Origin of the sequence: Tunturiibacter gelidiferens, assembly GCF_014201335.1 — a bacterium.
GTDB classification, from domain to species: Bacteria; Acidobacteriota; Terriglobia; order Terriglobales; family Acidobacteriaceae; genus Edaphobacter; species Edaphobacter lichenicola_E.
In genome coordinates this window covers 230864-245186 of the sequence record NZ_JACHEB010000003.1, presented here as the reverse complement: position 1 = coordinate 245186, position 14323 = coordinate 230864, and the positions used below count along the sequence as shown (strand labels likewise).

Below are 14323 nucleotides of genomic sequence, written 5' to 3'. Positions count from 1 at the left end.
TCAATGACCAAAGACACACATCCTCCCTCGAACCGTCCCGATCCTGACTCATCGACGTGGTTCTCCCGCCGGTCGTTCCTTCGCTCCGGAGGTATCCTTCTCGCGTTGCGTGCGGCCAAACTCCGCGCCGCGCCGTTGCTTCCGCCGTCCCCAATATCTCTCCGATGTCTGGCAACCTCGCGGACGCTTTACCCTCCGCTGCTTGAACGCTTTCTAGCCAAACTCGATCCCGCAGCAGACATCTTTGTTTGTGAGCAATATGCTGTCGGCATTATCGAAGTGCTGGATTCATGGGTCGCCTCAATATGTGCCGAGAGACCTGTAACCGGTGCTATACGCAGTCATCTCGCGGAATCGCTCACCGCCTGCTCGATGGCTCAATTCCAAGCGGTTCCACTTCGCAACTCTGGCGCGCTTTACGTCGAACGCCGCAGCTTCCAGACATCGCAGGGCAGCAGCCCGGAGAAATTTCTCGCTGGACTAACCACATACCTTGCTCCCTACGCCAAGGTCGAAACCCTTGAGCTCGACCTCTGCGGCATCCGCATCGCCACGACCTCGCCGCTAATCATCGACACGGACATTCGCTATAACCTTGTCGGAAAAACGCACGATGGCGCACGCGAACAACGCGTTGGAGCGTGGAAGCTCGCGTGGGCAAGAGAAGACACAGCCAAGTGGAACGTCACACACTGGGGGGCCGATCCCGAACTCCGCAGCCGCCTGATTGGGCCCGGCTTCAACGAGATCACCAGCCGCTGCCTCACCCAAGGCAACCAGTTGTCGCTTGGTATCGACGCATGGCGCACCGCCCTCGACGGCGCAACCGGCATCGACGTTTACGGAAACCACGGCATCGCCGTCGGCGACATTGATGCAAGCGGATATGACAGCTTCTACGTCTGCCAACCCGCTGGTCTTCCTAACCGCCTTTATCGCAACCGACACGATGGCACCCTTGAAGACATCACCGACGCCTCCGGCACCGGCATCCTGGACGGCACTGCCTCTGCACTCTTCGCGGACTTCCAGAATCGTGGCCGCCAAGACCTTCTGGTCGTCCGCACCGGCGGCGTGCTGCTCTTCGAGAACGTGGACAATGGCCGCTTCGAGCCCCGCCCTGATGCCTTCCACTTCGCCAGGCTTCCGCAAGGCACCTTCACCAGCGCGGCGATTGTGGACTACAACCGCGATGGCCTGCTTGATGTCTATCTCTGCACCTACAGTTACTACAAAGGCCTGAACCATCACCAGTTTCCGGCGCCTTACTATGACGCGGAGAATGGGCCGCCAAACTTCCTCTTCCGTAACCTTGGCGACGGAACATTCGAAGACGTCACCGTTTCGAGCGGCATGGACCAGAACAACAATCGCTTTAGCTTCGCCGCCGCTTGGTGCGATTGCGGCAACAACGGTTGGCCCGATCTGTATGTCGCCAACGACTTCGGCCGCAAAAATCTTTACCACAACAACGGCGACGGCACCTTCACCGACATCGCCACCAAAGCCGGGGTCGAAGATTACGGGCCCGGCATGAGCGTCTGCTGGATCGACCACGACAACGATGGTCTTCAGGACCTCTATGTCGCCAACATGTGGCTCGCCGAAGGCAACCGCATCACCGCCGACGATCAGTTCCTCCCCGGCGTCAATCCCGCCATTCGCGCCCTCTATCGCAAGCACAATGCGGGCAACTCGCTCTATCGCAACAACGGCGATGGCAGCTTCGCCGACCAGACCGTCCATGCCGGATCGGCCAAGTGCGGCTGGTCATGGTCGTGTGCATCATGGGACTTCGACAACGATGGCTGGGCGGATCTCTACGTCGCCAATGGCTTTGTCTCCAGCCCCGACCACTATGATCTACAGAGCTTCTTCTGGCGACAGGTCGCGCAACGCTCCGCTACCTCCGCCGGAGCATCGCCCGAGTACGAACTCGCCTGGAACGCCATCAACGAGCTTCTCCGCTCCGGCTACTCCTGGAGCGGTTACCAGCGCAACGTCTTCTTCGCTAACAACCGCGACGGCACGTTCTCGGAGGTCTCCGGCGCGGTAGGTCTCGACCTCATCGACGACGCTCGCGCTTTTTCGCTCAGTGACTTCGACCACGACGGCCGCCTGGAATTTGTCCTCAAAAACCGAACAGGCCCACAACTACGCCTATTCCGCAACGACCTCGAAGACATCGGCAACTCGATCGTCCTTCGCCTCACCGGCCACACCAGCAACCGCGACGCAATCGGCGCGACCGTCACCATCGAGTCGGGAGCGCAACGCCAGACTAAGTTCATCTCCGCGGGCAGTGGCTTCGCCTCGCAACACACAAAGGAACTATCCTTCGGCCTCGGTAGCGCATCGGGACCGATCTCCATCTCAATCCGCTGGCCCACCGGCAACGTCGAACGCTACGACGGCCTCCCAATCAACCATCGCATTCAGATCGATGAAGGGACGCCGACCTTCAAGGCAGAACTCTATCGACCCATCCCATCGCGCACCGCCTCAACTCCACCTCCTTCGCAGCTGTCTGCACAAGTTGATACAAGGCTGGCCACATGGCTCATCGCTCCACTCTTCGGTCCCCCCCTCAAGCTTCCCGACACCACCGGCGAGATCCATCAACTCAGCGATCTCAAGGGAACGAAAGTCCTCCTCACCTTCCTCGGCGCGGATTGCACCGCGAATCAAGACAGTTGGAGACAGCTCGAACAACTCACACAGAACTCCGCGGCATTCGTTACCGCCAACCTCGCGCTCTTCGTTGTCTCCGCATCTTTCAATGAGCAGCGATCCGCCTACGTAACCTCTACCCTCCCCATTCACGTGGCTACTGAAAAGGAGCTCGGCCCCTGGAACATCCAGTACCGATACCTCTTCGATCGCCGCCGCGACATGCCCTTGCCCGTCTCCTTTCTCCTCGACATGCAGGGCGCGATCGTCCGCGTTTATAACGGCCTGGTCGCTGCGCAGGAAGTTATCACAGACGCCAGCTCCGCGCCGCGCACGCCTAACGAATTCCTCGCTCATGCCGTGCCGTTTCCCGGCCCCTACTACGGCGCTCCCATGCAACACGACTACCTCGCCTTCGGCATCGCCTTCTCTGGGTACGGCCACGACCAAGCTGCCCAGTCGGCCTTTCTCCGCGCCATCGACGCCGATCCTAACAATCAGCTTGCCTGGTTCAACGTCGGCACCACTTACCTCAACCGCAAGCTCTATACCGAAGCCCGCAAGTACCTCACCGAAGCAACGCGCCTCAACCCGCAAGACTCAGACGCTTGGAACAACCTCGGCACAGTCTCTGGCTCCGAGCAGAGGTATGACGAGGCCCTCGGTGACTTCCGCCACGCCGCGCTTGCCAATCCGCATCACGCCAACGCGATCGAAAACATGATGCGCATTTACCAGTTTCAGAACCGTGCCGCCGAAGCCCAGAAGACCCTTGAAGAGCTGATCGCCACCGCGCCCGGCGTCGCCCAGCTTCATCTCGATCTTTCCATAACACTCGTCGCGCAGAACGACTTGAAGCGCGCCCGTGAAGAGCTCGAAACATCAATCCGTCTCGACCCCAGCAATCCCGACGCTACCAATAATCTTGGCGCCGTCCTGCTCCGCCTCGGAATGACCGACGAAGCGCTCGAACAGTTCGAGCGCTGCCGCCGACTCGTTCCGGATTTTGATCGTGCCGCCATCAACGCCGCATCCTTGTATAACCGCCGCGGACAGCGCGATCGCTCTCGCGAGATCCTCACCGCCTTCCTTGCCCGCCACCCCGACAACGCCGCCGTGAAATCCGCGCTCGAAAGGATGGGCACCCCATGAGGTCCTTCTCGCTGGCCCTTAACACCAGTACCTGCTCATAGAAAGCCGACTAATGAGATGGTCCGCCGCTGTAACCCTCCGCTGAGGCGGAGGATGGTAGTAGCGGTTTCTAAGGAGGATCATCGACATGCAGATTCGTTCAGTAGGCATTGACCTGGGCAAGACGACGTTTCACCTTGCTGCTTTGGGAGCATCCGGCAAGGTGCTGGTGAAGAAGAAATTCACGCAGAAGCAGTTGCTGGCGTTCACTGCGGACATGCAGACTTCGTTGATCGGCTTGGAAGCCTGCTCCGGAGCGCACTTTCTCGGTCGTGCGTTGCGGCAGCAAGGCCACGACGTGCGACTGATCCCGGCGCAGTTCGTGAAGCCGTTTGTGAAGTCCAACAAGAACGACTTCGTGGATGCAGAGGCTATCGCCGAAGCCGTCGAGCGCAAGAACATGCGCTTTGTGCCGATCAAGACGGATGATCAGCTCGACCTGCAGGCGATGCACCGAGTTCGGGACCGTCTCGTCTCACGGCGAACGGCGGTCATCAACCAGATACGAGCCTTTCTCCTGGAGCGAGGCATGGTCTTCGCTCAGAAGCCGGCTAAGCTGAAGGCTGCGATGGCCGATGTGCTCGAGAACGCGGACAACGCGCTGACACCGATGATGCGCAACATGATCGGCATATTGTGGGATGAGTGGAAGAGCGTCGAGCAGCAGATCGATGAGCTCGCTGACAGGCTCGAACAGATCGCTGCGAGCGACGCAGGTTGCTGCCGTATCCGCCAGATCCCAGGCATCGGTCCCATCGTTGCAACGGCTATCGTCGCCGCCATCGGCAACGGCGCGGCGTTCCGTAAGGGACGAGACTTCGCCGCATGGCTCGGTCTCGTGCCAAGGCAGTACTCGACCGGTGGCAAGGCCAAGCTGCTGGGCATCAGCAAGCGAGGTAACATCTACCTGCGCAAGGTGCTCATCCACGGAGCACGTGCCGCCGCGATGCGCATAAAACGAGATCGTTTCCCAATCGGAGCATGGATGAACGCGCTCGAAGCGCGAGCGCCACGCAACGTGCTGGTCGTGGCGATGGCCAACAAGCTTGCACGCATCGCTTGGGCCGTACTCTCCAGCGGAGAAGATTACCGGCCAGCAGTGAGCATCGCGGGAGCATGAGATAGAGCGGAAAAGACGCCTGCGGCTTGGAAGCGCTCCGCGCTCCCACTTTACCGCTCTACGACGACTTTCCCACCAAGGTCTGCATAGGAACAGTAAGGACGAAAGAACAGTCACAACGGCGTGTCCGCAACCTGGTACCGATAATGGTCTTCAACGACCGACCGACTTGTAAGGACAGACACGCAGCGGAACTCATCCTGGCCAGGAGCACGCGGCTCCATCAAAGGCCGAATACATTGCCGCAGACTTGTCTTCTCGCTCGAACTAATCCTTGCAGTCACGCGGCGGACCATACATTGCCGTTATCAGTCGATCGCCGCTAGCTTAACTGCGCCCTTTATGTGACCCTTTCGAGCTTGTTGCCTCCCGCCTCGATGCCGAGTAGTTCGCTTCACTCTGCCGATCTTCAGCAAAGTATCGGCCGCGCTAATCGATTGCGGCTTTTACATCACGACTTGACACCGGTCTGTAGCGATCTGAAGTCTTCCGCGAGCGAGCTCCAAAACTGGGAACCAAGGACCGCTTTATTCCGTATCCAATTTATCGGAGCCGCGTCCGGCAAAGACCAGCCGATCCGGATTCTCCGGGAGACGAACGATGCCGCGCACCGCACCTCTGCCAAAACCGAAGATCACACCTTTTGGCATCGTCGAGGACGGTGTGATGGTATTGCTCGCTCGGACCCCTGGGCGTGCTCGATGTGCCGGAGTTCGGAAGTGTTCTGCTTGCCGTCCATGTGGGCGCGGCCGCACGCATCACCTGCAGGCGCGCACGCCAAGCGCATACGGGCTTGGCCGTGCACGGGGATATCGACCTGATTCCCGCGCGCACCGCCTCGCGGTGGACGATGCAAGACGGCAACGATACCGCGCTCATCGTAGCGCTGCCTACTGCTCTTGTCGATGATGTGGCCGTGCATCAGGAGCTCGATCCGCGCCGCCTCGAGCTACGCATCCGCTTCCAGATGCGCGATCCGCAGCTTGAAACATCGCGTGGGCGCGCGCCGAAGCCTCCGAACAGACGGGCGGCCTCGGCGGACACAGGCTGAGGCAGACGCTTGCCTACATCGAAGATCATCTTGCGGACGCTGGCGGCCTCTCGCTTCAGAAGATCGCCGCGGAGGCCGGCATCAGCGCCTTGCACCTTAAGACCGCGTTTCTCCGATCGATCGGCATGCCTGTGCATCAATATGTGCTCGCGCGCCGTATAGAACGCGCAAGGACCTGCTGATGGAGGGCCGCCAGTCGATCTCAAGATCGCGCTTGCGACTTCGATGGCAGGCTGATCGATTATCCTGGCGTATCGCACGGCCTGATGTTCACGCACCGCAACCAGCTTGAATCGCGATCTCGGAGAGTTCCTGTGTAGTGCTTTGAAGCGGTGGCCGGCAGCGTACTCTCATGTCGATAATGCAGCTCACGTACAGTGGAAGGCGACTAAAGCCGGTGTGTCAAATCATCGAGATCCCCCAACTCAGATGGCGCTGCTGGTAAGGAGATTAGTGTTAGCTACAAAAGAAGCTGCCAATACCCGACATCAGTCCAGTGATCAAATTTGTTTCCGACTTCCCGAAACTGAGCTACCTTCTCGAATCCGAGTTTCTCATGCAGCATCACGCTAGCGTCGTTCGGTAACGCTATGCCCCCAATGACGGTATGGAACTTTCGTTGACGCAACTCGTCCAGCAGCACACAATACAGGTCAGAACCGATGCCCCTTTCAACTGAGTCGTTACGCACGTAGACCGTCGATTCAACCGAATGGCGGTAAGCGCATCGCCCTTTCCATTTGCTCGCATAACAAAAACCCCGAAGGCTTTTGTCCTGTTCATAAACGAGCCAAGGCAAACTCTGTAAAGTTTCGGCGATCCTCTGAGCCATCTCAGCTGTTGAGACGGGTTCCTCTTCAAAGTTGATCGTCGTACCGAGAACGTAATGATTATAGATTTCACAGACCAGCGCCGCATCATCCGTCTTCGCGTATCGGATCATAGGTTCACCTGACATCTGCACGGCTAAGCGCCAATTGCAGTTCAGTAATCAATCATGGAAGCGAGTGGACACTAACGGGCCTCGCAGGACGCTTCTTCGATGGTCGCAGATAAGTGGAGCACCTTCGAGCAGGGCATACTTCGCTGGAGCGTAGCTTTCGTGAGGCGCGCCCTGTCTGCCTGCATCGCCTTCTCTTCCCTTAACCAGCAGAGCGTCTGCCGGAAAAATTTGCTCCGCCCCTGTGTGTGCGGGATGACCTTGCGATAGTGCATCCACTTCCCTTCTCGCCGTGCTTCGATGACACCGGCGCTGCGGAGGTAGGCTAGCTAGGTGCCGAGAGATCTTCGGTTGAGGGCCACCCAGGATCTCAACAAAATAGCAAACACAAATCTCCTCTTCGCCGAAGAGATTCAGTATCCGAAGCCGGCTGCTATTTCCGAGTGCCTGAAAGACCGTTCCACATTGAAAGGTCGCTTCGCTGCCATTCATTTACATATGCCTTGACGTATGCGAATGCAAAATCCACATAGTCGCCTAAGCAAATATAACTTCTGGAGGCAAAGTGTCAAGCAGCTGTTGAATTCGGTGAAGTGCTCGGTAGCGTACTTTCGTCACCGCACTGTACGATGCGGGGGGGAGGCGCTGTTGCAGAGGCCTTCGAAGAGTTGACTTCCATCCCAGCCATAGCAAATATAGATCTTTCCTGCGCAAACCCACCGCTACAGCTAGAGCCGGCGATTTAACTCACATAAGAGACCCTTGCCGATCTCGACGTTTCACTGATACCGTATGTGCGATGGCACTTAATCGATTACTGTTGCGCTTATACTCGCTCGCTATTCCCACTCTCCTTTTCGGCGCAAACGTTGTCGGAGCCGCCTCCGCTCAAAGCCCCGCGCAGACCTCCGCCAGTGCCGGCAAGACCTTTATCGACTACTTCCAGCCCACGCCGATCGTCTCCCCACTCTCGACCACTGCATGGGGTTCGGTCACCGTCGGCCCGCGCGATCAAAAGAACGGCCTCGAAGACCCCACCATCAAGCTGTGGGACTACTGGGATGGGCAGATCATCCACGGCCCGGACGGCAAGTACCACATTTTTGCGAGTCGCTGGGATCAGTCCTTCGGCCACAACGCCTGGTTCCGTTCCAAGGCCGTGCACGCCGTCAGCGATAGTCTCATCGGACCCTACGTCGATAAAGGCCTTTGCTGGCCCAATGATCAGGAGGGTAAAGGCCACAACGTCACCGCCCTTAGCCTCCCTGATGGCCGTTACGCCATCGTCGTCAGTGAATCTCGGCCCGGCGATGTCTTCATCTCAGGCTCGCTCGACGGCCCGTGGAAGAACATCGGCAAGATCATACTCGTACCCAACGAGTTCAGCGCGCATGAACGGATGTCCAACGTCAGCATCATGGTCCGCCCAGATGGCGCCTTCGAGATCGTCCCACGCTCAGGCCGCATCTGGATCAGCAAAACCGGCATCCTCGGACCGTACACGATACAAGGGCCACCGATCTATACCACGATTCCGGAGCTGGCCGTACGTAAACCAGAGTATCTCGAGGATCCTGTTGTATGGTTTAGTGGCGGCCTCTTCCACATCACCGTTAATGACTGGAACGATCGCAAGGCCTTCCATCTCACCTCCGTCGACGGCATACACAACTGGATCTTCCGCGGCCTCGCCTACGATCCACGCAGAGACTTCGTCCGCTACACTGACGGTACCGTCAACCACTGGAACAAGATGGAACGCCCCAGCGTCTTTCTCGATAACGGTCACGTCGTCGCAATAACGCTCGCCGTTATTGACGTCGCGAAGGAGGACGAAAAAGGCAACGACGGACACGGAAGCAAAGTCGTCGTGATCCCCTTCGACGGTGCAGCGTTGGACCGCGATCTACAACAGCACAAGTGATCCGCCGCTTAACGACATATCGACATGGACAGACTTAATTCGTCATGCGCAGCTGCGTTCCTTCGTGGATGATGAAGGGAATTCTGACCTGAGCAAAACGCTTCCAAGCAGAGTAAGTGGGCAAAGCTTGCTCGCAAGGCGCACGAAGTCGCATTGGAGTTTGCTGGTCATGGAGTTCATACACTGGCCGCATGCTGATCGACGATGAAGTTTACACGCTATCGGAAGCCACGAAGAAGCCTCTCGCCCGGAGCGGTTCATCAACGCCAAGGCAATGCCTACGTTCAGACAGCGGGAGGATGAAGTCGACGTGCCGTTCCGAGCCGAAGTAGCGCGAGTTGATGGTCGTTCAATTCGACTTCTTCGCAGCATGAAGGGGTATTCGCGGGCCCAAAACCAATCTGAACCGCCGTTCGAATTGCCTGTTCGATCTCTGGTCCCAATCCAGCATAACCGACCAGATGGAGAAACACTTGATCGTCGTCGTACATTGAAATGACCTGCTCCGAACTCGGTTCGGTGCTGGCGCTGACTCGCAGAAGACCCTCATCTGTTTTGTTGAAAGACAGCCGATAGAGCATTTGCAAATGCTAACACTGTCACGGCTATCCCGTAACAACCGCGGCCAAAGGATACTCCCATGCACTATCAACAAAACTGAACTCTTAGGTAGTTAATTTCGATTGACCGCCGCGCTTTCAGCTATGAACAGCCAGCTTTATATCTGCACGCTTTTGCCGCCGGGCGCGTGCGTCTGTTGCTCTTTGCGGTCCGGGGACGACTGTATTTCCTGCTTTCACTCTCGCATTTGTTTCATCTTTTTCTTCACAGGAGCACCAAATCTTCAGCTACGCGGCACTTTCAAAACCCGCTGTGGTGGGATGAGCCATAAAACCGCTACGGCACCAAGCATTACCATCGCCATAGCAACCGAATGGTATGACACTGGAATTACTCCGAGATAAACGATCACGGAGACAGCCTGCTTTATCGGACTGTCAGCCAAAGAAGTGTGAGTCCGTTGTCTAACCACCACGGCTAGAACAATCCAAGAAATGGCGGACGGTGCACAACAGACCAGATAGAGGGACAACGCAAACGGAGTAAGACCGCGTTCGCCGACCCAGGCGGTTCCGAATGGAATCAGCGACAGAATGAATAAGAATCCCAGGTTGGCCCACAGTAGCGCGTGGCTTACCTGTTTCACATCATCAATCAAGTAGTGATGATTAACCCAATATATGCCGACTTCCACAAAACTTAGAACATAGATCATGAGGCAAAGTCCGGTCTCGGCAGCTTCAAGATCGACCGGATTCTTCGTTCTTCAGACCTCATTGCACTTCTCACACTTGTCACTATGATTCACCATCGCGTTATATGTCCACAGAAGATCAGCACGGCTCGTGCTCGTCCTGGCAGGACCCCACGTGTTAACGCACTCAGCAGCTGCCTTCAGGAACTTTAGCGCGAGATCCAATCTTTCATCACATGCTGGCATCCTTTGAATATCCAAGGGGGCTAGCAGGGCATCATTTTGTACTGGCATGTTCTTTAACCTCTTGTAATTTGCACACGATTCTGATGACTAGGAGAGCCAAGCAGACACTCCTTTTATAGTGATTCGAGGTTCAAAGTTGTTTCACCTCAGTTTCGCCATGAGGGGACCGAACTCAGGGTACAAATCGGCAAGACGATGGACTTGGAACGACGAAGTTCGCGGTGCTTCTAGAGATCAGATTTCTTTACACTTCTGGCATCTGTTCTGATGGTTGAACAGTGTATTGAACCGCATGTTGAACTCAGCCGCATCCCCATTTTCGACTGCCGCCACACAGCTTGTCAGGAACTCCAAAGCCAGAACCATCCCCTCATCGCACGCAGGGAGTTCGTCAGTCTTCCAAAGACTCATTAGGGCAGCGGCATCCATTACCGTGTTCGATGCTTGGAAGAGAAGAAACGCACTACCTTGGTCAAGATGCCGCCACGTCTCCGTGCGTCTTCGGCCTCAAGCTCTTTCATACGCATGTTGTACCGGCGTGTCTCTTTCGCCTCAGCCTTGGCCCTCTGATGAGCATCTAAAGATCCTTTGTCGTCTCTGTCCCCAAACGCCATTGGCTTGTATTGCTTCGTAAATTTGATCTTGCGTGTCACTTAGTCTCCAAAACATTTGCGAAATCCCAACTCTACCAGCTGACGTGCGGTATAAAGCCCAGGAACTTCTACTTCGCAAATTTCGCGACAGCAGATCTTGTGCGTAAGGGCTTGAAAGACGACAGGCTCAAAGAAGAGATGCCGAAGACGCAAGTCGTAAATAAGGCGGAGTGCCATCGTCTTGAGCCGAGAATATCCGCGGGTTGTTTCTGCAGTTGTCTTCGCTCTTGGTCAAGGTCAAATCAGGATAGCGCGCATCTTCCAGAAAACGAATGCCTTACGGAACATTTAGTCGAAGCATGTCTCCCGGATTTGTTTCATGAGATTGTTTGGTGCGATTTCGTCTATTTCTGGCCGAGGTAGTCCCTATGGCTGTAACTCTGGTCGACGGGGCTACGTCACATTCCAAACACACTAAACAAATAATCAGCGAAAAAGAGAACCAATCATATGATTCTGGCACGTATAAAGCTGCTCGGGTTGAGTTCAGAAAATGACAAAACCCTTCAGGTCAAAATGCACGATGTGTCTATTTTGGATGCGCAGGAACTCCCCGTGGAATTGCCGCCTGGCTTCCATGAAAGACTTGTCACCAGGTTGGCGAACGCAGAACGCTTCAAAATCAAATTGAAATAGCCGAGTTACGCACCTGGCCCCCAAGCGATCTAAGTATCTGACCTGCGTTCCGAACCGCCATCGGTTCATATTAGGCGAGCTATCACAGGAACACCTTGCAAGCAAAGTCCAACGCTCCTACCACGGAACGGGCGGGCGCTCAAACGGCGGGAACGTTTCTTTCCCTGATTTTTTTCAGGCCGACACCTATAGAAAGGAATAGGGCTACGGTGGTGATGATATGCGAAGCTTTGCAATACGCGTCCTCCGTTGCTCATACCGGTCATTTAAATGACTCGATTCTGCAAACCGCGGGTATAGGGTGTTCCGGGTTCGGAATACCGAACGCAACAAGGCGAGATCCACATTAGAAGAGGTTGTCGTTGGAGATCGCTAAAAACAGAAAAACGATACAGGCCTTCGCTGAACTTCTCGCTGTTGTCTTTATGGGCATAGTCGCTCTGGCCGCTCAGACGAGTGGTTTTATGCTCTTGCTCTTTCCTGAACTGGCAGCTCTTTCCCATGACATCATGACTCGCCCCCATGGCAAATGGGGGAGTCAGCCTTTGCGGCTTGTCCTCACGCCCACCCTTACTGCGGTCGTTGGCATCTTCGTTACACATCATTTGGCCTTTGGCGCCCTCGGCATAACGCTCATCGTTGGGTTTAGCATCGTCATTATCAAGATAATGAAGTCTACGATCGTAGCTGCGATCTCTGCTGGCGTTCTCCCTATGGCGTTAAGCGAACGAAGCTGGCGATACCCTCTCGCAATCTTTGTAGACTGCGCCGTATTAGTCCTGCTCTTTCTCTTGTGGAAACATTATGCTGCACGTGCTGGCTCGTCCTCCCCGGACGAAGCGAACGAGTCGAAGGTTATAGATTCCCTCGAAGCTATCTCTCACGATCGTTTCTGGGGTCTCGCTCTTATGGTCTTTGTCGTCGCGTTGGGAGTAACTGCTCAGGCTACGGATCTCCGCTTCCTTCTCTTCCCTCCACTCATCGTAATGTCATATGAGTTGTTCGGACATCCTGAAGTGCCGGAATGGATGAGGCGGCCTGTTCTCTTCCCCATTGTTTGCCTGCTCACAGCATCAGTCGGACTTCTGGCTCACCATTTCATTCGCGCCAATTTCGTAGCGGTCATGTTGACATTCTTGTGTTCTGTCGGCATACTTCGCTTTTTCGATCTGCATATGCCTCCGGCCCTCGCAGTCGGGCTGCTCCCGTTCGTTATAAAACTGCCGAATTATCGATTTCCTCTTTCAGTTCTGCTCGGAACTATATCCCTTAGAGGAGCTAAAAGATGATTCGCATTCTCGCGCTGGGCAAAAGGCTTGTGTAAGCCTTCGCCGCATACGTCGGATGAATAGACACCTCAAGGTCAGGCCCTACCTCGATGCTATTGGTCAGTCGTAGTCGATAGAAAGTTTCAAAAAGACTTTCGTGGTGTCTACCAGAGTGGTTTGGCTCGGTGTAATTCATCGCAACGCCAAACATATCCCCCTGCCGGCCGAATGGTCTTATGTTCGTGATACCAAGCGCGTCCGCCCGCTTGATCAGTCCCCCCGTATCTGTTGCGAAGCCAATTCGTCCAAAAGGCGCCCAGCCGTTTCGGTACTCGTGGTCGAAGCCAAAACCAACTCCAAAACCACTCCCAAGATCCTTCGTATCGTCACGCCAGAATGCAAGACGAAGGCTTTGAAAGCCACTTCCAGGCTTACCCGAGAACCAACCCAATTCGGTAGCTTCGAAATATTTCTTGTCTACCAACGTCGCAATGCCATCTTGGGGTTGCCCCACTGTATCCACGGCTACACTGTGCAGATACAGGTGCGGAGTGAATTGGTACTCTACCGCCGCACCACCCGCAAACGCACCAGCGTAAGGAACTGTGAGGTTGCCATTATCCACGCCATTCAGGAACTGCGTCGTCTCATCGTCATTATAAAGACTCAGGCCAATGTATTGATTTGGATGAACCTTGCCTACGTAGATCGAAAGCCGCTTATGAAGAAAATCCTGCCTCCAGTAAAGGATATTGAGTGTGATCGGCCGTTGCTCGCCGCCGCCCTGCAGCGAATTCAAGAAGACTCCCGAACCCATCTCGTCACTCAAATTGAACTGCTGACTCATACCGATATTCGTGCCGGAACGTACCAGGAGTCCGATCGATCCGCTCGTGCTCTCGCCGTCGTACACCGCCAGGTTTCCGTTGAAATCGAGCCGTCCACTCACCTGATCGTGCCGCACATCAGGAGGGGTCTCCGTCGCATATTGATTGATGACGGTGTATGTGGCACCCAGCCGCAATCGTGAGTTCTCTTCCAACCAACTCACTCCCTTGTCGCTCGGTCGAGTGATGAATCCGAAGGGATCACCCTTCAAAAGTGGATCTGCTGGGACCATTGCGAGAGCTGTCTCCACTGTATCCAGTTCCTGCATCACCCCCGGTGACATCTTGAAAACAGGCGGCATTGCATGCGGGTCCATCTGGCTCGTCCGTGTACTGTCCCCAGTAATCCCACTCGATGCTGTGCTCTGTGCCGCAAGGGTAACAGGTGATCCCACCAGGGCAACCAGAATCCACCTTCCTAGGTACTTGGAGATCTTCACACAACTCCTTATGAAGCCTTGCTCATGGTTGCCTCAAGAGAT

11 protein-coding genes are annotated in these 14323 nt (G+C 55.7%); 6 read left to right on the top strand and 5 right to left on the bottom strand.

All coding sequences use genetic code 11. From position 1 onward, the window contains the following. The first annotated feature begins 3 nt into the window (after positions 1 to 3). The 3 genes from HDF14_RS07300 (at position 4) to HDF14_RS07290 (ending at position 6032) form a co-directional block, all read left to right on the top strand. A complete protein-coding gene (locus HDF14_RS07300) occupies positions 4 to 3822 on the top strand; it encodes an FG-GAP-like repeat-containing protein (RefSeq protein WP_183975031.1) in 3819 nt (1272 codons plus the stop codon). 127 nt (positions 3823 to 3949) lie between these two features. Beyond that, positions 3950 to 4981, top strand: coding sequence for an IS110 family transposase (locus HDF14_RS07295; protein WP_183975029.1), 1032 nt, complete (start codon positions 3950 to 3952; stop codon positions 4979 to 4981). Between the two features lie 799 nt (positions 4982 to 5780). Then, on the top strand, positions 5781 to 6032 hold the full coding sequence (locus HDF14_RS07290; protein ID WP_183975027.1) for a hypothetical protein: 252 nt from the start codon (positions 5781 to 5783) through the stop codon (positions 6030 to 6032). A 460-nt stretch (positions 6033 to 6492) separates the two neighbouring features. Here HDF14_RS07290 and HDF14_RS07285 read toward each other — a convergent pair whose 3' ends face one another. Both HDF14_RS07285 and HDF14_RS07280 read right to left on the bottom strand, forming a co-directional pair. After that, positions 6493 to 6975 carry an arsinothricin resistance N-acetyltransferase ArsN1 family B gene (locus HDF14_RS07285; protein WP_183975025.1) on the bottom strand — a complete coding sequence of 161 codons (483 nt, stop codon included), beginning with the start codon at positions 6973 to 6975 and terminating at the stop codon, positions 6493 to 6495. Positions 6976 to 7023: 48 nt separating this feature from the next. Continuing rightward, complete coding sequence (locus tag HDF14_RS07280; RefSeq protein ID WP_260698093.1) at positions 7024 to 7464, bottom strand: ArsR/SmtB family transcription factor; 441 nt, start codon at positions 7462 to 7464, stop codon at positions 7024 to 7026. Between the two features lie 307 nt (positions 7465 to 7771). Between HDF14_RS07280 and HDF14_RS07275 the strand changes: the two genes are divergently transcribed. Then, positions 7772 to 8896, top strand: a complete 1125-nt coding sequence (locus tag HDF14_RS07275) for a glycoside hydrolase family protein (RefSeq protein ID WP_183975023.1) — start codon at positions 7772 to 7774, stop codon at positions 8894 to 8896. A gap of 844 nt (positions 8897 to 9740) precedes the next feature. Here the strand turns inward: HDF14_RS07275 and HDF14_RS07270 are convergent. Both HDF14_RS07270 and HDF14_RS07265 read right to left on the bottom strand, forming a co-directional pair. Next, on the bottom strand, positions 9741 to 10172 hold the full coding sequence (locus HDF14_RS07270; RefSeq protein WP_183975021.1) for a TMEM175 family protein: 432 nt from the start codon (positions 10170 to 10172) through the stop codon (positions 9741 to 9743). A gap of 653 nt (positions 10173 to 10825) precedes the next feature. Further along, entirely contained in the window at positions 10826 to 11050 is a 225-nt protein-coding gene (locus HDF14_RS07265; protein ID WP_183975018.1) for a hypothetical protein, read from the bottom strand. Positions 11051 to 11500: 450 nt separating this feature from the next. On the opposite strand from HDF14_RS07265, the gene HDF14_RS07260 reads away from it, so the two are divergent. Then, complete coding sequence (locus HDF14_RS07260) at positions 11501 to 11686, top strand: hypothetical protein (protein WP_183975017.1); 186 nt, start codon at positions 11501 to 11503, stop codon at positions 11684 to 11686. A 362-nt stretch (positions 11687 to 12048) separates the two neighbouring features. Next, positions 12049 to 12975 (top strand): hypothetical protein, encoded by a 927-nt coding sequence (locus tag HDF14_RS07255; RefSeq protein ID WP_183975016.1) that lies wholly within the window; start codon positions 12049 to 12051, stop codon positions 12973 to 12975. On the opposite strand, the gene HDF14_RS07250 is transcribed toward HDF14_RS07255, so the two are convergent. Continuing rightward, positions 12965 to 14281, bottom strand: a complete 1317-nt coding sequence (locus HDF14_RS07250) for a carbohydrate porin (protein WP_313899509.1) — start codon at positions 14279 to 14281, stop codon at positions 12965 to 12967. The genes HDF14_RS07255 and HDF14_RS07250 overlap by 11 nt on opposite strands. Between the last annotated feature and the right edge of the window lie 42 nt (positions 14282 to 14323).